Source organism: Oceanobacillus sp. FSL K6-0127, from assembly GCF_037983385.1.
GTDB lineage: Bacteria > Bacillota > Bacilli > Bacillales > Amphibacillaceae > Oceanobacillus > Oceanobacillus profundus.
Window position 1 is genome coordinate 966,764 of record NZ_CP150287.1, and the last position, 22,911, is coordinate 989,674.

20 protein-coding genes and 1 pseudogene are annotated in these 22,911 nt (G+C 39.3%); 11 read left to right on the plus strand and 10 right to left on the minus strand.

Going from position 1 to position 22,911, the window contains the following annotated elements; genetic code table 11:
- Positions 1-10 precede the first annotated feature (10 nt).
- The 4 genes from MHH64_RS04790 to MHH64_RS04805 all read right to left on the minus strand — a co-directional run bounded on the left by MHH64_RS04790 (position 11) and on the right by MHH64_RS04805 (position 4,073).
- Positions 11-1,027 carry a glycosyltransferase family 2 protein gene (locus MHH64_RS04790; RefSeq protein WP_340002774.1) on the minus strand — a complete coding sequence of 339 codons (1,017 nt, stop codon included), beginning with the start codon at positions 1,025-1,027 and terminating at the stop codon, positions 11-13.
- Positions 1,000-2,040, minus strand: a complete 1,041-nt coding sequence (gene rfbB, locus MHH64_RS04795; RefSeq protein WP_340002775.1) for a dTDP-glucose 4,6-dehydratase — start codon at positions 2,038-2,040, stop codon at positions 1,000-1,002. The genes MHH64_RS04790 and rfbB overlap by 28 nt, the downstream gene beginning before the upstream one ends.
- Positions 2,033-2,965 carry a glucose-1-phosphate thymidylyltransferase RfbA gene (gene rfbA / locus MHH64_RS04800; protein ID WP_095312039.1) on the minus strand — a complete coding sequence of 311 codons (933 nt, stop codon included), beginning with the start codon at positions 2,963-2,965 and terminating at the stop codon, positions 2,033-2,035. The genes rfbB and rfbA overlap by 8 nt, the downstream gene beginning before the upstream one ends.
- Positions 2,966-3,350: 385 nt before the next feature.
- Positions 3,351-4,073 (minus strand): MerR family transcriptional regulator, encoded by a 723-nt coding sequence (locus tag MHH64_RS04805; protein WP_251661297.1) that lies wholly within the window; start codon positions 4,071-4,073, stop codon positions 3,351-3,353.
- A gap of 473 nt (positions 4,074-4,546) precedes the next feature.
- Here MHH64_RS04805 and uvrA point away from each other — a divergent pair.
- The 3 genes and pseudogenes from uvrA (at position 4,547) to MHH64_RS04820 (ending at position 9,993) form a co-directional block, all read left to right on the plus strand.
- Positions 4,547-7,002: pseudogene (gene uvrA / locus MHH64_RS04810) on the plus strand (excinuclease ABC subunit UvrA).
- 131 nt (positions 7,003-7,133) lie between these two features.
- Positions 7,134-7,901, plus strand: a complete 768-nt coding sequence (locus tag MHH64_RS04815) for a MerR family transcriptional regulator (protein ID WP_095312043.1) — start codon at positions 7,134-7,136, stop codon at positions 7,899-7,901.
- Between the two features lie 355 nt (positions 7,902-8,256).
- A complete protein-coding gene (locus MHH64_RS04820) occupies positions 8,257-9,993 on the plus strand; it encodes an ABC transporter ATP-binding protein (RefSeq protein WP_095312045.1) in 1,737 nt (578 codons plus the stop codon).
- A 76-nt stretch (positions 9,994-10,069) separates the two neighbouring features.
- Here MHH64_RS04820 and MHH64_RS04825 read toward each other — a convergent pair whose 3' ends face one another.
- Positions 10,070-10,549, minus strand: a complete 480-nt coding sequence (locus MHH64_RS04825) for a hypothetical protein (RefSeq protein ID WP_095312047.1) — start codon at positions 10,547-10,549, stop codon at positions 10,070-10,072.
- A gap of 133 nt (positions 10,550-10,682) precedes the next feature.
- Here MHH64_RS04825 and MHH64_RS04830 point away from each other — a divergent pair, with 133 nt between their 5' ends.
- Positions 10,683-10,949, plus strand: coding sequence for a hypothetical protein (locus MHH64_RS04830; protein WP_303448284.1), 267 nt, complete (start codon positions 10,683-10,685; stop codon positions 10,947-10,949).
- Positions 10,950-11,002: 53 nt separating this feature from the next.
- Here MHH64_RS04830 and MHH64_RS04835 read toward each other — a convergent pair whose 3' ends face one another.
- The 4 genes from MHH64_RS04835 to MHH64_RS04850 all read right to left on the minus strand — a co-directional run bounded on the left by MHH64_RS04835 (position 11,003) and on the right by MHH64_RS04850 (position 13,763).
- Positions 11,003-11,776 carry an ABC transporter permease gene (locus MHH64_RS04835; protein WP_303448285.1) on the minus strand — a complete coding sequence of 258 codons (774 nt, stop codon included), beginning with the start codon at positions 11,774-11,776 and terminating at the stop codon, positions 11,003-11,005.
- On the minus strand, positions 11,769-12,710 hold the full coding sequence (locus MHH64_RS04840) for an ATP-binding cassette domain-containing protein (protein ID WP_340002776.1): 942 nt from the start codon (positions 12,708-12,710) through the stop codon (positions 11,769-11,771). Before MHH64_RS04840 ends, MHH64_RS04835 begins: the two co-directional genes overlap by 8 nt.
- Before the next feature lie 159 nt (positions 12,711-12,869).
- Positions 12,870-13,478 (minus strand): TetR/AcrR family transcriptional regulator, encoded by a 609-nt coding sequence (locus MHH64_RS04845; RefSeq protein ID WP_118889248.1) that lies wholly within the window; start codon positions 13,476-13,478, stop codon positions 12,870-12,872.
- Positions 13,479-13,565: 87 nt separating this feature from the next.
- Positions 13,566-13,763 carry a hypothetical protein gene (locus tag MHH64_RS04850; RefSeq protein ID WP_118889247.1) on the minus strand — a complete coding sequence of 66 codons (198 nt, stop codon included), beginning with the start codon at positions 13,761-13,763 and terminating at the stop codon, positions 13,566-13,568.
- A gap of 231 nt (positions 13,764-13,994) precedes the next feature.
- Between MHH64_RS04850 and MHH64_RS04855 the strand changes: the two genes are divergently transcribed.
- The 6 genes from MHH64_RS04855 (at position 13,995) to MHH64_RS04880 (ending at position 19,310) form a co-directional block, all read left to right on the plus strand.
- Positions 13,995-14,525 carry an NUDIX domain-containing protein gene (locus MHH64_RS04855; RefSeq protein ID WP_118889246.1) on the plus strand — a complete coding sequence of 177 codons (531 nt, stop codon included), beginning with the start codon at positions 13,995-13,997 and terminating at the stop codon, positions 14,523-14,525.
- A gap of 56 nt (positions 14,526-14,581) precedes the next feature.
- On the plus strand, positions 14,582-15,346 hold the full coding sequence (aroD, locus tag MHH64_RS04860; protein WP_118889245.1) for a type I 3-dehydroquinate dehydratase: 765 nt from the start codon (positions 14,582-14,584) through the stop codon (positions 15,344-15,346).
- A 481-nt stretch (positions 15,347-15,827) separates the two neighbouring features.
- Positions 15,828-16,781, plus strand: coding sequence for a zinc ABC transporter substrate-binding protein (locus MHH64_RS04865; RefSeq protein WP_340002777.1), 954 nt, complete (start codon positions 15,828-15,830; stop codon positions 16,779-16,781).
- A gap of 1 nt (position 16,782) precedes the next feature.
- Complete coding sequence (locus MHH64_RS04870; RefSeq protein ID WP_118889243.1) at positions 16,783-17,544, plus strand: metal ABC transporter ATP-binding protein; 762 nt, start codon at positions 16,783-16,785, stop codon at positions 17,542-17,544.
- Complete coding sequence (locus MHH64_RS04875; protein WP_095312068.1) at positions 17,522-18,433, plus strand: metal ABC transporter permease; 912 nt, start codon at positions 17,522-17,524, stop codon at positions 18,431-18,433. Before MHH64_RS04870 ends, MHH64_RS04875 begins: the two co-directional genes overlap by 23 nt.
- 4 nt (positions 18,434-18,437) lie before the next feature.
- Entirely contained in the window at positions 18,438-19,310 is an 873-nt protein-coding gene (locus MHH64_RS04880; RefSeq protein WP_095312070.1) for a metal ABC transporter permease, read from the plus strand.
- A 217-nt stretch (positions 19,311-19,527) separates the two neighbouring features.
- On the opposite strand, the gene MHH64_RS04885 is transcribed toward MHH64_RS04880, so the two are convergent.
- Positions 19,528-21,153 carry a catalase gene (locus MHH64_RS04885; RefSeq protein WP_340002778.1) on the minus strand — a complete coding sequence of 542 codons (1,626 nt, stop codon included), beginning with the start codon at positions 21,151-21,153 and terminating at the stop codon, positions 19,528-19,530.
- 292 nt (positions 21,154-21,445) lie between these two features.
- Here MHH64_RS04885 and yfkAB point away from each other — a divergent pair, with 292 nt between their 5' ends.
- Entirely contained in the window at positions 21,446-22,570 is a 1,125-nt protein-coding gene (gene yfkAB, locus MHH64_RS04890) for a radical SAM/CxCxxxxC motif protein YfkAB (protein ID WP_095312074.1), read from the plus strand.
- Positions 22,571-22,911: the final 341 nt, after the last annotated feature.

The window sequence follows — 22,911 nt, forward strand, 5'->3', positions numbered from 1 at the left end:
TCGCTTTCGCTCATCGTGTTTCCTTTATCTCCTGCGGCTCAGTCCAGTCCGTACATCGCAAACCGGGCGCTTGCGCTTTTGTGCTGTTATCATCAGTCGTTTCTCGAATTAAGTATAATGGCCGTCCTTTTACTTCATTAAAAATTTTCCCGATATAAAGTCCAAGGATGCCAAAGTTGAAGAAGATTAGTCCCCCAATAAAGAATAGGGATACCATAACACTTGTCCATCCTGGAACAGGTACATCAAGAAAGAAGTAGCGTATAAATAAGTACAAACCATAAAGAAAAGATGCAACAGCAAGTATAAACCCAAATTGAATCGACAAGCGCAGCGGCTTATTTGACTGCGATATGATCGCATCGGTTGCTAAGTTGATAAGCTTCTTCAAATTATAAGACGACTTTCCTTCTTTTCTTGCATCATGTTCGATGGGAATATGAATGGTTTTATATCCCATCCATTGAATAAATAAGGGGAAGAAGCGATTTTGCTCACGCATCTGCCGGAATCCCATAACAACTTTTTTCGCATTAATGCTGAAATTAGCCGCCATATAATCGGAATTGCTATTTGTGAAATAGTCATAGACCCGGTAAAAGGCTTGTGATGACTTTTTCTTCCACCAGTTGTCTTGGCGTTCCATTCGCTTGCCGAAAACAACTTCATAGCCATCCAGTGCTTTCGCATATAATATAGCAATTTCTTCTGGTCGATCCTGAAGATCACAATCCATCACGACAACCCAGTCGCCGTTCGCGTAATCAAGACCAGCAGTAATGGCATGATGTTGTCCAAAGTTTCGTGCAAAATCAATTCCTTTAATCTGTTTATCCTGTTCACTTAACTGTTTAATCCTCTCCCAAGCATTGTCGGGGCTTGCATCGTTTACGAGAATAATTTCGTATTGGGCTGGAATAGCTGTAACGGTATTTTTTATTCGATTGCAAAGCTCAATTAAACAGGTCTCACAACCATAAACAGGAATGACAACAGAAATTAATGGATCAGGCTTGTTTGCTTCCATTTTTGTACATAGCCTTCCACTGTTTTCCGAAGTCCTTCTGTAAAGTCCTCGGTTGGTTTCCAGCCCAGTTCATTTGTAAGTTTAGAAGCATCGACAGCATATCGTCGGTCATGGCCTCTACGGTCTTCAGTAAACGTAATTAAGTCTTTAAAGCTATCGATAGAAAGTGCTGATCTTTTATTGTATGCTAGTTCATCAAGTATTTCGCACACCTGTGCTGCTATCTCGATATTCGTTTTTTCATTGCTTCCACCAACATTATACATGGCTTGAGTTTGTCCATAGTGGAAGATTAAATCTATAGCTTTGCAGTGATCCATTACATAGAGCCAATCGCGAATATTTTTTCCATCACCATAGATTGGAATTGACTTTCCCGCTAAAGCGTTTGAAATAATCGTTGGTATTAGCTTTTCCTCATGCTGTTTTGGTCCATAGTTATTGGAACTAGAGGAGATAACAACATTCATGCCATACGTATACCCGAAGCTTCTTGCAAGTAAGTTTGCACTTGCTTTAGAAGCACTATAAGGATTACGTGGATCATAAGGAGTCTCCTCTGAAAAGACCCCTTCACTATCTAAGGAGCCATATACTTCATCCGTAGAAATTTGATGGAAGCGTCGATTGCTTAGTTCTCCTTTTTTCTCCCAGTCTAATTGTGCTGCTTGCAGAAGTGTCAGTGTTCCAAGAATATTAGAATGGCCAAATGCTTTGGCATCATTAATTGATCGGTCAACATGCGACTCTGCTGCAAAATTGATAATTCCGGTAATATCATGTTCCTGAAATAACTGGTTAACAAGATTATCATCCGTAATGTCGCCATGAATAAAATGATAGTTTTCAAGGTTTTCCACTTCAGTTAAATTGTCTGTCTTGCCTGCATAGGTAAGTTTGTCTATATTTAGAATCTTTCTGTTAGGATACTTTTTCATAAAATAAGTAATGAAATTAGAGCCAATAAACCCAGCTCCGCCTGTAATGAGTATCGTTTGCTTTAGCTTATTCATTTTGCACCAGTCCTAACATTGGATGATGTTCAATCGAATCCCAATATTGCTGTGTATATTTGCGGTCAGCAATTTCGAGTAAATACTGGCCATAATCGTTTTTTTCCATGGCTTTACCTTTTTCATAGAGTGCTTGTTTTGAAATATAGCCAAGGTAATAGGCAATCTCCTCAATACAAGCTAGTTTGAATCCTTGACGCTTTTGGGTGATTCGGATAAATTCAGTAGCTTCAAATAGAGATTCGTGGGTTCCAGCGTCCATCCATGTAAAACCTCTTCCAAGTAATTCTACATCTAACTGGTTTCGCATTAAATACTGTTTGTTTAAGTCTGTGATTTCTAACTCGCCACGTTTGGAGGGTTTCAGCTTTTTTGCTAATTTAACAGCCTGCTGATCGTAAATATATAGTCCGGTAACAGCGAAATCCGATTTTGGATGCTCCGGCTTTTCTTCTATTGAAATGACTCTTTGATGATGGTCAAAGTCAACGACACCAAAACGCTCAGGGTCCTTTACACGATACCCGAAAACAGTTGCGTGTCGGTGATTTTTAATTGCTTTTCGGAACAATGTCGTAAACCCATGCCCAAAGAAAATATTATCGGCAAGAATGAGTGTTACCTTATCGTCTGCAATAAACTCCTCTGCGATTGTCAATGCTTGTGGAATACCCTTTGGCTCGCGTTGTACTTCATATTCAATCTGAATACCAAACGCAGATCCATCACCAAGCATCTCTTCGAACCTACCAATATCTTCTGGTGTACTGATAATCATAATTTCTCTAATACCGCCGAGCATAAGAACCGATAATGGATAATAAATCATCGGCTTATCGTAAATAGCTAATAGATGCTTGTTTACTGAATTCGTACTCGGGTATAGCCTAGTACCACTACCTCCAGCTAAAATAATCCCTTTCATTCCAAATCACTCCCTTAAAAGCAGTGCATCCTATGAAACGAACTAATAAGAGTTCCCTGTTCATTAAAATAGTTGCTTCTAATCTATGCCCTCCCCACAAAAAAATAATCTTACACTGTGATTACAATTTGATGTCATGCTTTGACATATAGCACTATCCACAGAAATAAGACACCATCTCTATAAAATAAAGCACTATCCACAAAAATAAGACACCATCTCTATAAAATAAAGCACCATTCGCAAAAATAAGGCACTATCTCTAAGAAATAAAGCACTATCCCTATGTCGTAAAGCACTACCCAGACATACAGCCCATTGATTACATCCCAACCAAACAGACAACCCTGCCAATCCTCAAAAGCATAAAAAAAAGAGATCACCTTCAACAGGGTGAGTCTCTTTTAATTGGAGAGGGTTTTACTTTCTCATATAATTTATACAGATAATATCCACCACGAAGCTGCTCCATAATTAAATAATCCATATAAACAAGAGAGTCCTTTGCTAGTTTTCTAGCATGTGCAAGATTATCATGATCGATTTCATTCACAACATCGCGAACAATATCTAAATAAAAAACAGCCGAACGTATCGTGCGAATAATTAATAGCTTTCGTATGTCAGAGCGGCTATAGATTCGATAACCATTCTCAGGATCTCGTTTAGGAGTAATTAATTTTTCCTTTTCCCAATGCCTGAGTGTAGAGGTAGGCACATCAATTTTATCTGCAACCTCACGTATAGAATAAAATTCCTTCGTTAGCCGAGTAGAGAAATGCTCAAGCTCTTCCAACTCTAAAGCTTGCAGTGCCTGCTCTGCTTTGAGCTTTTCCTGATGTTGCTTTGCTTGAGCTTCATTTACAATCCATAGCGCTTCCGTTAGTTTATTTTCTTGAATAAGTGGCATAATTTGACGTATTAGATGCATACCAAAACCTGAATTCATCGCCCGTATACATTCAAAGTAAGCGACGTGTTCCTCTGTATATATGCGATAGCCATTAGCTGAACGTTCTGGAGGTGGGACAATACCCCACGATTCGTAATGACGCAATGCACTTGTACTAATACCTAATTTCTTTGCAATCTCAATTGGTTTAATCATAAAAAAATCACCCTTATCCCATCCTAATTTAAAGACCAATTCCGACGTTCCAGAAAAGTATAAATCCATGTAAAAGAACCTTCAAGTACCATGACGGATTAATTTAAAAATAACGTGATGTATCAGTTGTTATTTACTATAACCTTATCAATTGCATTAATGTTATACAATAGTATTGTAAGAGGTTGTTCAAAAAGTCCGGTAAAAATGACACATCAAGAACAGTAGACCTTCGATTAAATACCGACACGTCCTGTGTCGAACATCGAAGTCACCACATCCTGCGGAAGCTCGTTGGCTTGCTTATTCGTTCCTTGGAAAAGAAAAAACGCTTTTCCTGCGTGCAAGAACGTCTGCTCACGTATTAAACCCATACGTTCCGCTACTCAAAGCTACGCCGCCTCGAACTTCTTGGTCCTTTTTATCCTCCTTTTGAACACATACTGTAACGCAAATGAATAGGAGGAATGAATTTGAACGAATCGATACGTATAAAAGGTGCGCGTGAGCACAACCTGAAAAATATTTCATTGGATATTCCAAAGCACAAGTTTGTTGTTTTAACTGGTCCTTCCGGGTCAGGAAAATCTACACTGGCATTGGACACGCTCCAACGGGAATGCCAACGACAATACATGGAATCAATGGGAATGGTTACAGACGGAATAAGTAAACCGAAAGTCGACTCTATGATTGGGCTTTCCCCATCAATCAGTGTTGGACAGCATGTCACGAATCGAAACCCTCGCTCAACCGTTGGAACCGTAACAGATATGTATACCTACCTGCGCCTGATTTACGAAAAGTTAGGAGAGCGCCCTTGCCAGAATTGCCAATATATGATTTTACCAACTATCGATAAAGAAGAATATAACGAAGAAACAGGGTTTAAGCAATTTATTCATTGTCCGCATTGTGATCATCGCTTGGAGAAATTAACACGGTCTCATTTCTCTTATAATAAGCCGGAGGGTGCTTGTGAGACATGTGATGGTCTTGGTAAAGTTTCTGAAATTCATCTCGACTCGGTATTTGATCAGGAGCTTAGCTTAAAAGAGGGTGGAGTTAAAATTTGGACAGGGGCATATGGAGATTATCTAAGAGATATCGTAAAAAATGCTGCTGCTTATTATGGAATCACTTTAGATGAAAACTCAGCCTTAAAAGAATTGGATGATGTCGCTCGTGATTTACTCTATTACGGAGTAGAAGATGAGAAGTTCACTACTCACTTTCCGGATGTAAAGCCACCAAAAACCGTTGCTAAAGGGAAATTCGAGGGTGTACTAACTGGAATGTGGAGAAGGTACATTGAAAAGGGTGGAAATTCAGGAGAAGCCGAGTTGTTCTTTTCGAATCAATGTCCAGACTGTAAGGGGAAAAGGCTAAAGAAAGAGATGAGAGAAGTGCTTGTAGCAAATACATCGATCACGAATGTATCAAGTTTTCCTTTAGAAGATATGCAAACATGGTTAACGGATCTTCATGCATCGCTATCCCGCGAAGCAGAAGAGGTTGTAGAAACATTTTTACTAGACTTGATCGAGAAGGTTACCCGAATTATTAATGTTGGTTTAGGCTATTTATCATTAGATCGCCAAACGATATCGCTATCAGGTGGGGAAGCGCAGCGACTTCGATTGGCCTCGATTATTGGTTCTGGATTAACTGGTGTACTTTACATTCTAGATGAACCGACAGCTGGGCTGCATCCAAAGGATACAAAAGGTCTCGTACGTGTAATGAAACAGTTACGTGATTTAGGAAATACCGTTCTTGTAATCGAGCATGATGCAGATGTGATGCGTGAAGCTGACCATATTATTGATATGGGACCTGGTGCTGGCAACCGTGGTGGAACCGTAGTTGGTGAAGGCAGCTTAGAGGAGCTAATGAGTCAAGAGAAGTCAATTACTGGGGCTTACCTAAAAGAAGGTCGTCAAGAAGCAAGGCAACGTCGTGAAGGAACAGGACAGTATTTAACAGTTCATCATGCGACAAAACATAATTTAAAAGATATTACTGTATCCTTTCCCTTAGGTAAATTTGTCTCTGGAACAGGTGTATCGGGATCTGGGAAATCAACGTTAGTCTTTGACTTGCTTGCTTCATTTGAAACGGGTGTATATAACGGCTGTCAGAAAGTTTCTGGTCATGAGAATATTGAACGAGTCATCACGGTGAATCAATCACCGCTTAGTCGAATGTAGCGTTCCAATATTGCTACGTATACAGACGTCTTTACACCATTACGCAACCTTTTTGCAAGCTTACCGGAAGCCAAGGAAAGAAAGCTTAAGCCAAAAGATTTTTCATTCAATACAGTTGGAGGAAGATGTGAACATTGCCAAGGACTTGGATTTTAACAACCAATATGCATTTCCTTCCAGACCTTGAGGTGCAATGTCCAGTATGCCGTGGCAACAGATTTAAAGAAACCATATTAGAAGTAACATATAAAGGCTATTCAATTACGCAGCTGCTTGATATGTCGATTGAAGAGAGTTTGCCACTTTTTGAAGGGCAAAAGAAGATATTCCAAGTAACACAGCTTTTATGTGAAATTGGACTCGGCTATTTAAATTGGGGCCAATCCGTTAAAACACTATCTGGTGGGGAAGGACAACGACTCAAACTGGCAAAGGAATTAAATAAACCGTCGAATAAATCGACACTCTACCTATTGGACGAGCCATCGACAGGCTTGCACCCCAGTGATGTTAAAAGACTGCTGCTTTTATTAAACCGGCTTGTAGACGCCGGGAACACGGTCATTATTGTGGAGCATAATAGTGATGTTATTCGTATATCAGACTGGGTGATTGATCTTGGTCCGGAAGGTGGTAATGCTGGTGGACTACTTGTAGCTGAGGGAACACCTGAATCGATTTCAAAAGTAGAAAAATCTCATACAGCAGCATTTTTGTAAAGATGCTAACGACAAAATTGAAAGTAGTTTCTCCATTGTAAACTTATATAGATTTTTTCCGATTCGCTCTTGAACCTCCAGTTACGTGAGGTCTTATAATAAGAATATGTTTATATGAGGGAGGAATTGTTATGGGGGAAATTAACAGGTATTCCATTGGAGAGTTTTCAGAAAAGACAGGGGTATCGATTCGTACGTTACATTACTATGATGAAATCGGTCTTTTACAACCTGAAAAACATCCATCATCGGGTCACCGTATATACAAACATCAAGATATTCTTACCCTGCAAAAAATTGTCAGTCTAAAGTTTCTAGGTTACAGCTTAGAAAAAATCACGAATTTATTACATCAATCGATTATTACTGTTGACTTAAATGAGACATTAGCCCTTCAGTTAGAAGTATTAAAAAAAGATAAAGAGCGAATCGAGCAGTCCATGACAACTATTCAGAGGGTCATTAAGGTACTTGAAGAAGAAGGAGGAGTGGATAGTGCCATTTTATTCAGCCTTATTCATAGTATGCAAACGGAAAGTATACAGAATGAATGGCTGGAAAGGCACAATCTTACGGTAGTGGTTGAGAAGTTGTCCAAGAAAACGGAAAAGGAGAAAATCACCTTAGATAAAACCTTTATACAGATGGCTAAAGAGGTTAAAAAATTATATGGAAAACCTATACAGGATCAAGAAGTGCAAAAAATGATTAAAGCCTTTATAGAAGCTTCATTTGAATTTCTTGGTGATGATTTAGTGCAGCAGCTAGCCGATGCTGAAGTAGAAGAACTGGATATTCAAGAGTTAGAAAATCTAGCCCCTTCTCCTTTCACAGAAGATGAACAGAAATGGCTTAATCAAGCGATGGAATATTATATGAAAGAAGCAGGGATGGAATAGAAATGCTGTTTCGATTTGTCGCGCATTAACGGTCTGTAATACCCCCCATCTCTATACCGAAGGGAACCAAAACGTGTGAAGATGGGGGAAAACAGTCCGTAAATTCCTGATTCTGCCCAGCTAACACTCCGTGGGAGCAAAAGGGCCCCACTGAATGGAGTTTCACTTTATTAAAAGGGATAAAAAACAGTATAAAATCAGATTGCTATATTTCTATTTTAGAAAAAAAAGAAAGTAATTCGTTATAAAAGCAGGATTGCAGAGTCTGTGCTATAGTATTGAATGGTACAATAGTAGGAGGACTAAGGGGGCTTTTCCCCGTTTATAATTAAAATGCAATGACAGGAGTTTTCAAATGGAAAAATCACAAAAAAATGGAATTAAACCGTTTATATCTTTAATTGTTTCTGCAAAAATCCCAAAAGCAGCATTAACATTCGGTCTAATTGGGAGTCTGATTACAACACTTGTCGGATTGACTATTCCGATATTAACGAGAGAGCTAGTAGATGGCTTCTCTGTCGCTTCGCTAAGCGCAACACTCGTTATTGCTATTCTTGCGGTGTTTATTATTCAAGCAGTAATCGATGGGCTATCCACCTATTTACTCGCTGCAGTTGGACAAAAAATCGTTGCAAGACTGCGTCAGATGATGTGGCTCAAGCTGATCCGTTTGCCAGTTAGCTATTTTGATAAACAAGCAAGTGGGGAATCTGTTAGTCGCGTCATTAATGATACAGGGATTGTGAAAGATTTAATATCACAGCATTTCCCGCAATTTATTACTGGTCTTATTTCGATTATTGGTGCAGTAGTAATTTTATTTATTATGGACTGGAAAATGACATTAATGATGCTTATCGCTGTTCCAGTTACCGTAGCAATCATGATTCCTTTAGGTACTAGGATGGCAAAGATCTCAAAGAACTTGCAGGATGAGACTGCAACCTTTAATGGTAAAATTCAACAAACAATCAGTGAAATCCGTTTAATGAAGGCATCTACAGCGGAACAAGCTGAAGCAACAAAAGGAATTACTGGAATTGGAAAACTATTAAGCTATGGACTGAAAGAGGCTCGTATCTTTGCTTTAATCGGACCATTCATGTATACCATTGTCATGTTCGTTATTGTTGTCATTATTGGTTATGGTGGAATCCGTGTTGCAGAAGGAACGATGTCCACAGGTTCACTTGTTGCGTTTTTACTGTATTTATTCCAAATCATTTTTCCAATTACGACTTTTGCAATGTTTTTCACAGAATTGCAAAAGGCAAAAGGTGCTACGGAGCGGATTATTGAGATTTTGGAAATTCCAGAGGAAGCCGGTCAAGAAGGTAAAGATAAAGATATTGCGAACCAACCGATCGCTGTTTCGAACGTGTCATTTGCATATAGTGATGACGAACCGGTTATTAAAAATGTTACTTTCGAGGCACTTCCTGGTGAAATGATCGCTTTTGCAGGACCGAGTGGTGGTGGAAAGACAACCTTATTCGGATTGATTGAACGATATTATGAGCCAACAACAGGAGAGGTACGAATTGGCGATACGCCAATCCAAGAATTGTCACTTGCATCATGGCGCAGCCAAATTGGTTATGTTTCACAGGAAAGTGCCATGATGGCTGGAACAATCCGGGAGAATTTAACTTATGGACTAAGTGATGCAACGGATATTTCCGAGGAGCGTTTATGGGAAGTTGCCAAAATGGCTTATGCCGATCAATTTATTGAAACATTTGCAAAAGGCTTGGACACAGAAGTAGGGGAGCGCGGTGTGAAATTATCTGGTGGACAGCGGCAGCGAATTAATATCGCCAGAGCTTTCTTGCGTGATCCTAAGATTTTAATGCTAGATGAAGCAACGGCGAGCTTAGATAGCCAATCAGAGCATGCTGTCCAAGAAGCGTTAACACGATTAATGGAAGGCCGTACAACATTCGTCATTGCCCACAGGTTATCAACAATTGTTGATGCAGATAAGATTATTTTTATTGAAAAAGGGCAAGTAACAGGAATGGGTACACATCAGGAATTAACAGCATCGCATTCGCTTTATCGTGAATTTGCGGAGCAGCAGCTGACGTAGAAAGTAAGAAAACCACTGGTTCAAGTAGGACCAGTGGTTTTTTGATTACATTTATTTACGTGTTATAAGTTGAAACTTAATCAAAAACATTAGATGGTGAGTAATTCCGTACAATATTAATAATTTGTTTTCCATCACTGGCGTGCTTTTCAGAGTATTGCACAGGGAAAAGTGAAAAGAACATATAGTATATAGTAAAGTAACCAAACTGATAGAAAAATTGTGCCTCAGGCAACCAGCCTATTATAATAAACAGATTGACTAAGAGAATAGAAATTAGGTTTAATAATACTCCTCCAGCATGAACGAGAATATGTGTTAAACGCGTATTTTTTTTTAAGGATTCATAATGACAATAAGAATCTAAAAAATAATATCGATTCACTTGAATGGTGCCTAGTTTGAATAACAATTTTCCTCTACCTAGAATTATTTCGGATCTCCCTCCAAATAAAAGTGCCATTAAATAATGACCTAATTGGTGAATCAATGATACTAAAGGAAGCAATACAAAGAAAGCCCAAAATGCAGTTATTAAATCATTCCATTCGAACATCATCTCAGCTCCATTTCTACACTAGACTAATATCCGATTTTTTCGTTTTTAAACCGTGCTTTTATTTTAAATTGGTTTATATTAAGATTAGGTGATTTATATAGACTTGTACGGTAATGGGGGGATGTATAAAATGAACCATGAAAAATTAAAGGCCTTCATGACATTAAGTGCTTTGTCAGCTACTTGTGGCATTGTCATCATTTTATTTAGTGGATCAATTGGGACGGTTATAGCGGATAGTTGGCTAGCAGCTCAAGGTAGTGCTGACACCTTTATTTACGAATTTAAGATGAAATCTAATACGACGAACTTTTTGGTTATCGGAAGCATCTTTCTAGGAGTTGGTCTTGCTTCAGTCTTCTTTACGTATTATCAGGTGCTTCGGATGAAAGGTTGATCATTTAACAGAATGAGAGGTGAGTAGTCAAGCTCCCATTCTGTTCCAACAAACTATTCTTTTTTCCTTCGTTTAAAAATAGCTACAGAAAGGATGAAGCTTATTATCAATAGAGATCCAAACCAAAGAATTGTGAACCAAGCATTGTTACCAATTGGTGTTCCGATAAGAAGTCCTCGTAGCGTTTCAATCAGTGGAGTCATCGGCTGGTTGTCTGCGAAAGTGTGGAGCCAAGTAGGCATTGTCTCTGTAGGTACAAAAGCACTGCTAACATATGGCAGGAATAGCATCGGAAATGTAGCTGCATTTGCTGTTTCTACGCTTTTTGTGATTAAACCAATGGCTACAAATAGCCAGTTGAGAGAGAACATAAATAGAGACAACAGGCCAATAATACCAAGCCATTCTGTAAATCCAGCATTCGGTCGAAATCCTATGAGCATTGCAACAAGAAAGATGACAGTTGTAGCAATCGCATTACGAACGAACCCTCCAGTAACGTGACCGACCATCAAGGAAGAAGGGAGAAGAGACATGCTGCGAAGACGCTCAAATAAACCACCGACCATGTCCTGTGTAACACTTATTGCTATAAGCGAACTTCCAAATCCTGCACATGTGATAATTACTCCTGGAACAACATAATTAACATATTCTGTTCCAGTCTCAATAGCTCCCCCAAAAATGTAGACAAACATGACCATGATCGCGACTGGTAGCCCGATAGCCATTAATAGGGACTCTGGTTCACGGAAAATATGCTTTAAGCTTCGCTGTGACATTGTCCAGCCATCTGATAGTGCCCAATAAAGTTTTGATTTACGCATGGACGGATCGCCCCCTTCTTTTTCGACTTGTTATATCTATAAAAACATCATCAAGTGTTGGTTTGCGGAAGTTGATGGAGCTAGGTTCGATTCCATGCTCATGTAATGTGTTGAGTAGATTGCGCAAATTTTTTGGTGAACCGTTTTGAATGGAAATACTACGCTCTTTTTCATTTGCTTGCGCTTGTAAAAGTTTTGAAGCGAGTTGAAATACCTCCAAATCATCAAAGGTTAATTCTAGCTTTTCATCACCAATCATTCGCTTTAGTTCTTCAGCAGTTCCTTCTTCTACGATCTTTCCATTATCAATAACAGCAATTTTATCCGCAAGCTGATCAGCTTCCTCCAAGTATTGGGTCGTTAAAAAGATAGTTACGCCGTCCTCGGAAAGCTGTTGAATCAGGTTCCACATATTCCTCCGGCTGCGTGGGTCTAGTCCTGTTGTAGGCTCATCTAGGAAAATAACTTGTGGAGAGACAAGCAGGCTAATTGCAATATCAAGCCTTCTACGCATCCCGCCGGAATAGGTTTTTACACTTTTTTTTGCAGCATTTACTAACTCGAATTGTTTTAGCAGTTCGGATGTACGCTTCTTCACCGCATCACGATTCAAGTGATTTAAACGCCCCATCATCATCAGGTTTTCTTCACCTGTCAGCAATTCATCTACTGAAGCATACTGACCTGTCAAACTAATCTGCTGTCTCACAGATTCAGGTTCACGATGGGTATTGTATCCAGCGATTGTAGCAATACCACTATCGGCTTGGATTAATGTTGCTAAAATACGTACAGTTGTGGTCTTACCAGCGCCATTTTCCCCAAGCAATGCAAATATTGATCCCCGCTCTACTTTAAAATTTAGGCCATCTAAAACAATGTGTTTTCCATAGGATTTCTTTAAGTTTTGAACAGAAATAATGTCACCCTTCATTTTATCACCCCTTATTGATTGACTTAATCAGTCAATTTAAAGTCAAAAATATTGACTGGTTCTTTGATTGATTAAACCAGTCAATATAAAAGTATAATGAATCCCCTCGTTTGTCAACAATAAATTTTGATGTCAAATGGAGGGGAGATGAATAAGGGGTTAACGTGTCGTAATCATCCGCAAGAAAATAGCGATTTTACGGTCCATATTTTCCTGCCAATAATCGGGGTCATCTGCTATTACCCCAGAAATAATGGTTAGAAATAATCCAACCAGCTCTTCCGGATCTTCTTGAATGATTTCGCCAGCTGCTTGTCCTTCAATAAAAATGGGAATAAAAAATTCAATATACATCATCCCAACTTTTTTTGTGAAATCTAGTATATGAGTAGGAACACCTTCTGTATGCTCTAGGTGTTGAATAATACGAAATATATCACTGCTTTCATACTTGCTTGATGAGAGGGCGAATTTTGTAAAGTCACGTATTTTTTCTGTCGGAGTAATCGCCATCTCAGATAGCTTGTTAAGATATTTCTTCGTTTCATTTAACTCCATTGCCCATTCCAGACTTTCGTATAACACTTCTTCCTTGGATTTAAAATAGTGATAAACTAAGCCATGACTAATTCCAGCTTCCTTTGCAATTAAACTGATTTTTGTTAGTTTAAAGCCATTTGCTGCAAAGACTCTAAGCGCAGCTCGCATAATTTGTATTTTACGTTCATTTCGGATATTTTCTAATTGGTCTTCGTTTAAAGGCGCCATACCTATCAGCTCCCTAAAGTATTGGTATCATGATTTTACCACATCGCAGTAAAAAGACTAAGCAGAACTGTTTTTGCTTAGCCTACCTCAGCGATTTGTTTTGCGATCCTTGACGGCTTGCTGACCAACAAGACCGATAATTAAAATGATAACCGAAATAATGCTATAGTCTTGAAAGAAGCTCGTAAACGGAATATCTAAAAAGAGGAAGATTGCTGTTAGAATTCGACCAAGTAACAGTATTAATCCGATAACGGTCATCCAATCAAATAATCGCTTTAACATATATGAACTAGCCCCCCTTACTATCTGTTAATGGAAAAGAAGGTTCAACGAATGAACATCTTCAGATATACTTTCAATATGCTATACTACGTCTAAGTGCATAAAGACTTTTCATGGTTAACCATACTTTTTAAGAACGGATTCTATGCTTAATATAACATGAATCAGCTGATGGGGTTGCCTCAATTCGTCAAATTCGGAATAGTAAAGTTAGGATGAAGGAGTGAAATTATGGAGACGTGGGATGTTTACGACAAGGACAGAAAGCTGACAGATAAGCAAATGAATCGTGGGGATACATTCGGACAAGATGCGTACCATTTAGTGATTCATGTCTGTCTATTTAATCAACTTGGAGAAATGCTGATTCAACAGCGACACCCCAATAAGGAAGATTGGAAGAACATGTGGGATATTACCGTAGGAGGCAGTGCGAAAACAGGTGAAACGAGTCAACAAGCTGCGGAAAGAGAAGTAAAAGAAGAAATTGGTTATACCCTTGACCTTCAAAATATGCGTCCTTCTCTAACTGTAAACTTTGAATATGGATTTGATGATTATTACCTTATTGAAACCGATTTAAACATCAAAAACCTTACACTGCCGACTGAAGAAGTGAAACAGGTAAGGTGGGCGTCGAAAAATGAGATCATCAATATGATTTCAGAAGGCTTATTTATTCCTTATCATGAGCCGCTAATTGCATTATTGTTTGATATGAGATTCAACTTGGGAGCGCACAATCAAAGATTAGGCTCCTAGTAGAAAGAGTAAAAATGCGTAATGCATGTACTAAAGCTGAAAAGGGGTTGGTATTCATGTCTCATACATTATCCATAAAGCATCTAACAATCGGAGAAGGTGCTCCGAAAATTTGTGTTCCATTAGTTGGTAAAACGCATGCAGAATTAATTGAAGAGACAAAGCTCTTAATGTCTTTGGATGTGGATTTAGTGGAATGGCGTGTTGATTTTTTGGAGATGGTAGAAGACATTGAGCAAGTTAAATCGGTACTAATCGATATTCGAGAAAGATTAAAAGATATTCCTTTAATCTTTACGTTTCGTAGTGCAAAAGAGGGCGGAGAAAAGGAACTATCATCTGGCGCTTACATAGCATTAAATAAAACAATAATTGAAACGGGACTAATCGATATTGTTGATGTTGAGTTGTATAATGATGAACAAACTGTGAAAACGCTTATACATAGTGCACATGAAAATCAAGTTTATGTTATTCTTTCCAACCATGATTTTGAAAAAACGCCACCAAAAGAAGAAATTGTAAATCGCCTAAAAAGAGCGCAGGAGCTCGGAGGAGATCTTCCTAAAATTGCAGTAATGCCAAAAAACGCTAGAGATGTCTTAATTTTATTAGAAGCGACTAACGAAATGAAGGAATGTTACGCGAATCGGCCAATTATTACGATGTCGATGGCAGGAAATGGAATAATTAGCCGCTTGGCAGGAGAATTATTCGGTTCTGCAATCACATTTGGAGCAGCAGAAAAGGCATCTGCACCCGGGCAGATTGCAATTCATGAATTACGATTGATATTAAATGTCATTCATAAAAATTTATAGTTTGTAATAAAAACTCTTTTCGATTTAAGGAAAGAGTTTTTTTATATTGCAGGACACTATAAAATTTGAATGCTGTGGATAACTTAGTTACCACAACAGCCACGTCCAGCTCCAGCGCCCAGCGACTAGCGAGACTTCCCTCACCTCCGTACGATAAGTCAACATCGACTCCCTGCGGTCGCCGTGTTTCCTTTATCTCCTACGGCTCAGTCCAGTCCGTACGTCGCTAACCGGGCGCTTGCGCTTTTGTTCTGAACAAAATTACTATCGCATCGTGGCAGATCTTCGTTCCAGGTTCTCTAAGGCGATAGCGAAGTCACCAATTGGGCGATTGGATCATATAAACATATTACCTATAAAAGTTTCCTTAAGGAAAAATAATATACTATCACAAAAACACTTGACAATAGCTAATAATAGGATTAAATTTATAAATAACAAATAAAGTTTACTTAGGTAAAAATAAAGGGGAGGATACAAAATGGGAGGATTTACTCAAAAGATATGGGGTCTTGCACTATTTGCGATGATTATTCTGCTTGCTGCATGTAATTCGGATGGTGGAGCGTCAGGTGAAACAAATGGATTAGGAGAGGAAAAGATAAAGGTTCTAACAACGATTGCTCAGATAGGAGAACCATTATCCGAAATAGGGGGGGATCGTGTAGAAGTTGAAAGTCTAATGGGACCATCAGTGGATCCGCATCTATATAACCCAACACAAAGCGATATTGCAAAGGTGGATGAAGCAGAGGTTATTTTTTATAATGGCTTGAATTTAGAAGTGAACATGGTAAAAGTATTTGACTCGATCGGTGATTCTAAACCAGTTCTGGCAATTGGAGATAGTCTTTCAGAAGATGCTTTATTACATGATGAGGACGGTGCGATTGATCCACATATCTGGTTTGATCTAGATTTATGGGAAGCGGCGCTGGATGCTGCGGTAGAAGAGCTGAAGGCATACTCACCAGAGGATGCGGATTACTTTGAGGAAAATAAAACGCAATATTTTGCTGAATTGGAAGAATTAAAGCAAGAAGCGGAGAAGCTAGCGGATATTCCGGAAAGTGGACGCGTTCTTGTGACAGCACATGATGCATTCGGGTATTTTGGTAGAATGCATGACATGGAGGTAATAGGTCTTCAAGGTTTGAGTACGGAAGATGAAATTGGGATTTCTGATATTAACGATACAATTGCAACTATTAAAGAATATCAGGTTCCTGCTATATTCGTAGAGAGCAGTATTAATTCAAGTTCTATTGAGGCTGTAATCGAAGGTGCTAAAAGTGAAGGGGTAGACGTTGAGTTAGGTGGAGAACTATTCTCCGATGCAATGGGTTCACCTGGAAGTGAAGAGGGCACATATATTGGAATGTACCGTCATAATATGAATACAATTTATGATGCATTAACTGGAGGAGCTGAGTAACGTGGCAACACCAATTTTACAGGTAGAAAATTTATCCGCTTCATACCGGAAAAACACGGTCCTTCACGATATTAATTTTGAAGTGAACGGCGGTTCCTTAACAGGAATTGTTGGACCGAATGGAGCGGGGAAATCAACACTATTAAAAACGATATTAAATCTTCATCCCTCATTGACAGGATCTGTAAAATTTTTCGGTCTTCCATTTATAAAAGCCAAAAAACGGATTGGGTATGTGCCGCAACGAGGTTCTGTCGACTGGGATTTTCCAACGGATGCACTTGATGTCGTGACAATGGGACTGTATGGTCAAATTGGATGGTTGAGGAGACCATCCCGTTTGCATAAAGAAAGAGCATATGAGGCATTGGACAAAATGGGGATGGCAGATTATGCGAATCGGCAAATTAGCCAGCTTTCTGGTGGTCAGCAACAACGCGTCTTTTTAGCCCGAGCTTTAGTACAGGATGCTGACTTTTATTTCATGGACGAACCGCTTGCTGGTGTAGATGCTGCTACAGAGCGAGCAATCATGACAATTTTAAAAGAGCTGAAAGCAATTGGTAAGACCGTTATGGTTGTACATCATGATTTGCAAACGGTAGAAGATTACTTTGATCATGTTTTATTACTAAATCGTACCGTCATTAAACATGGAAAAACAGAGCAGATTTTTACAAGAGAAAATATCGCCAATACCTATGGAGGAAATATGCGCTGGATGGGAGAGGAACAACGTCATGCTGTCCATTCTATTGAATAGTAATACAGGGTGGGTTCTATTGAGTACGATGACCCTAGGTATTGCTGCTGGGACAATTGGTTGTATGGCTTATTGGAAAAGACAAAATCTGATGAGTGATGCATTATCACATGCTGCATTGCCAGGAGTCGTTATTGCCTTTCTCCTTATTGGTGAGAAAAATCTGCTTATACTTATTATTGGAGCTGCAATCAGCGCTTTAATTGGTGCATTTTTAATCCAATGGATTACGACAGCGAGTCGGATTTCGGAGGATTCCGCAATGGGAATGGTTTTAGCTATCTTCTACGGCTTTGGTATCATGCTTTTAACAATAGCTAACCGGTCTGCTGGGGGAAACCAGAGTGGGTTAGACGGCTTTATTTATGGGCAGGCTGCAGCGATGGTTCGAACAGATGTTATAACGATGCTGGTATTAGCGCTCATTGTTGTTTTTATTGTATTTATTGGATTTAAAGAATGGAAGCTTTATCTCTTTGACGGGCAGTTCGCTAAAGGAATTGGACTATCACTTAAAGGCATGAATACATTGTATACGGCAGTGCTGGTTACAACCATTGTAATTGGGATTCAAGCTGTTGGTGTTATTTTAATGGCGGCGATGTTAATTATTCCAGCAGTAAGTGCTCGCTATTGGACACAGTCCTTTAAGATAATGATTCTGTTGTCTGCTATATTTGGTGGACTAGCGGGAGCAGCAGGTACATTAATCAGTGCTTTAGGAAGCGGACTGCCTACTGGTCCGTTTATTGTAGTGGTAGGTGCTGGATTTTTTGTTGTATCGCTCATCTTTGGGAAAGAAAAAGGTATACTAATCCATTATTTGCAATTTAAGTTGCACCAAAGGAATCAGCAATCAAATACTCAAACACTGAAGCAGGAGGGGTGAGGAAATGACATATACAGCATGGATTATTTTAACTGCTGCTCTGGTAGGACTTTCCTGTGGTGTGATTGGTGTTTTTCTTATATTAAGGAAGACAGCGATGATGGCAGATGCAATTAGTCACACAGTTTTATTAGGGATTGTAATTGCTTATATTGTTACACGTGAAGTTAGTGGGACAGCGATGCTAATTGGAGGGATATTGGCAGGGGTTTTTACAGCTTTTCTAGTACAATGGCTGCATTCATTGCGGGTACAGCATGATGCAGCAATGGGAATTGTTTTTACAACTTTATTTGCAATTGGTGTAATATTAATTGCTACTTCAGTTGGAAATGCACACCTAGATGTACAGCATGCGTTAATGGGTGAAATTACATTTATTCCGTTTCATATGATTACATTACCATTTATTGGCGCAATTCCCGAAGCGACAGCGTTGTTATTGCTAGTGCTAGCAGTTATTCTCTTTTTTATCATCGCTTTTTATAAAGAATGGAAAATCACATCCTTTGATCCAGCCTTAGCGGCAAGCCTTGGGATACCAGTAATACTCATGCATTATCTTTTTATGGGCCTTGTATCCGTCACAACGGTTGCTTCATTTGATGCTGTGGGGGCGATTATGGTTGTTGCGATGCTCATTACACCTGCTGCCTCTGCATATTTATGGACAGATAAGCTTTCGTTCATGCTTGTGCTCAGTGGCTCATTTGGGGTAGTTTCCGCAGTGACCGGTTACTATATTGCAGCCTGGATTGATACATCGATTTCAGGCTCTATGGCATTCGCAACTGGGTTGGTATTTATGATAAGCTTTATTTTTTCACCGAAACACGGCTTGATCGCAAAACGCGTGCGGCCAGCTGAAACAATGTAAAAGAGGTGCACCTTTTAGGGCACCTCTTTTCGTTTGAAAAGCTAATCGTTCGTTACTGTCAAAAGGACGACAATATGATCTGCCTGTATTGGTTAGTACTCGAAAAAACGATATTGCTGCTCAGTATTAGACAGTGTATGTGCAGGATTTAACCAATTGTTGCTAACCTATTTAGCCCGCTCCGGCCGGCTATCCGAATTGGTTTAGCTCCCCGTCTCTAATAAGGCTCTGCGTCATGTCCCTTATCAATTGCTTCTTTTACTGCTTTTCCAGCATCTTTCGCACCAAGTGGATGTATTTCTTCAGCAGATTCCATCATCGTTGAACTTGTTTGTTTACTGGCTTCAGCTATTCCTTCACGTAACCGGCGCCCATATTCTTCATCTGCTTGCTCTGCTAATGCAATCATCCTGTCTTGAATTTCCTTTTGACAGGTTGAAAGATCACCAACAAGATTGGAAATTAATTCGTCTTTTTCCCATTGTTCAAACCTGCGATAGGTTTCGCCTGCTTGTTTTGTATTATCGTTTCGGTCAATTGATTCGCGAACGAGGTTACCCTCAATCTTTGGAGTATATTCTTTTCCTGCTTGCTTTGCTTCTTTCAAACCGCCTAAGCTGGATGGCTCATAATTCACATGTGGATTCTGGCCAGGCGCTTTATCATTGTGATAGCGAAGTTGTCCACCCTCTTGGTTCGTCGCAACTCGTTTTTGGGGAGCATTAATTGGAAGCTGTAAATGGTTTGCTCCTACGCGATAGCGCTGTGTATCAGAGTAAGAAAATGTACGCCCTTGCAACATTTTATCGTCCGAAAAGTCAAGTCCATCAACGAGGACCCCAGTTCCGAAAGAGACTTGTTCAACTTCATTAAAGTAGTTTTCTGGGTTTTTATTTAGCACCATTTTTCCAACCGGCAGCCATGGGAACTGATCCTCAGGCCACAGTTTCGTATCATCAAGCGGGTCAAAGTCTAATTCAGGATGTGGTCCATCTTCCATAATCTGTACAAACATTTCCCACTCTGGGTAATCGCCCTTTTCAATGGATTCATATAAATCCTGTGTGGCGTGGTTGAAGTTCTTGCCTTGTATTTCTTGCGCTTCTTTTGCCGTTAAATTTTTGATTCCTTGCTTTGGCTCCCAATGGTATTTTACAAGAACGGCTTTACCTTCTGCATTTACCCATTTATAGGTGTTTACACCAGAGCCTTGCATCATTCGATAGTTTGCTGGAATTCCCCATGGAGAATATATAAAGGTCACCATATGAAAGGATTCTGGTGAATTGGAGCAAAAATCAAAGAAATGCTCACTATCCTGGATATTTGTTACAGGGTCTGGTCGAAAGGCATGGATCATGTCTGGGAATTTCATGGCATCGCGGATAAAGAAAATCTTGATATTGTTCCCAACTAAATCCCAGTTCCCGTCTTCTGTGTAAAACTTCACTGCAAACCCACGGGGGTCGCGAACTGTTTCTGGAGAGTGCAGACCATGTACTACTGTTGAAAAACGAACGAAGACAGGAGTTTGCTTTCCTTTTTCTTGGAAAACTTTCGCACGTGTATAGTTGGAAACAGGGTCATCTCCAACATTTCCATACGTTTCAAAGTAGCCATGTGCACCAGCTCCGCGAGCATGAACAATTCGTTCAGGAACCTTTTCACGGTCAAAGTGACTGATTTTTTCAATAAAGTCATAGTTTTCAAGTGTGGCTGGTCCACGATTACCAACAGTTCGGATGTTTTGGTTATTTGTGACAGGATGGCCTTGGCGAGTTGTTAACGTATCATCATGTTCAATATTTGTCTGTAAATTTTCATTTGATGGATCTTTATCCATTGATTATCTCCCTTTCTTTATGTTTTTCCAAATAAAGCTTAACCATCTATAGCGTGCCCGGTTATTCTAAAAATAATCGGGCATTTATAGGATTTAAGATGTTAAAGAAACAACACACTTCTGAGTAGACCTAGTTGCCCCAAAGTCAATTAGTAATGAATATCCGTATTAAAAGTGAATGCTAGAGCGATAACGTTAAATTTATAGTCATATGATTTTATTCCCATGCATATACCATGAAAAGTGGTAGAATAAAGTATGGATTGCTTCATATAGAAAGGAAGATTCATACATGACAACAAAGGTGACGCAACCTTTAATAACACCTTTAAATGATCCGTGGGAAGCTTATATGGATGTAGAAGAATATGGTGAAATGACTTTATCGAATATCGAATTTACAACAACTAACATGTGTAATATGCGCTGTGCTCACTGTGCGGTAGGATATACATTGCAAAGCAGTGATCCAGATGCGTTGCCAATTGAGTTGATTCTGAAGCGTTTGGATGAGATTCCGAAGCTCCGCACACTAAGTATTACGGGTGGAGAACCGATGATGAATAAAAAGTTGGTTCGTAACTATGTTATTCCTTTACTTGAATATGCGCATCGTCGTGGTGTTAAAACACAGATGAACTCTAATTTAACACTGCCATTCGAGCGCTATGAGGAAATTATTCCGTTTCTTGATGTGCTACATATTTCGCATAACTGGGGAACTGCTGAGGAGTTTGCTCAAACTGGATTTGCGATGATGGAACGTAAACCCTCGCTGGAAAATCGAATAAAATATTTTGACCGTTTAGTAGAAAATTCGCAACGCCTCTCAGCTAATGGTGTCATGGTTTCAGCAGAAACAATGCTGAACAAGCGGACATATCCTTATTTGGAACAAATTCATGATCATATTAATGAAATGGGTTGTGCAAGACATGAAGTGCATCCAATGTATCCGGTCGACTTTGCGAGCACAATGGAAACGTTAAGTCTAGACGAAATGCGGACAGCAATTGAGCGTCTATTAGAGCACCGAAATCCCGATATGTGGATGCTATTTGGAACATTGCCGTTCTATGCTTGTAGTGCAAATGAAGCGGACTTAGCATTGTTGAATCGCCTCTACAAAGAAAAAAATGTGACAGTTAGAAATGATCCAGACGGAAGGTCACGCTTAAATGTAAATATTTTTACAGGTGAAGTCATTGTAACAGATTTCGGTGACGAGCCATCTTTAGGGAACATACAAACGACTTCTTTGCTGGAATCATATAAGCGTTGGATGGATACGAGAACTGCTAAAAGCTTAAACTGTCATTGTCCTGCAGTAAAATGTCTTGGCCCGAATGTTTTAGTGAAAAATGCTTATTATTCAGATGTTGATTTTCAAAAACGAAAAGCAACAATTAGTCTTTAATTTTTGTTTTGAGAAGAAGCTGGGACATAACAAAAGTGTTTAATGTTAAAGACGAACGATGCATAAGCTTAGCGTAGGAAATATAGCCGCCTCTGGATGTGCGAAGTATATTTCCGGAGCGAGTTATTTGCACCGGTCATGTTCGGTTTTTATTTCATAAAGATACTTTTGTCTCAGCTTCATTCCAAATCGGGCCATCAATCCACGGTGAAATGCGATATCCCCTTACAAGCGCGCTCCACTCAATAAGGGAAAAGCTTTTTCCTCACCTAGTAAACGAAATTATCGAAATATAGCTAAACTTTTAACTTGAATTTTTTATTATAGGCTTTACAATGAAT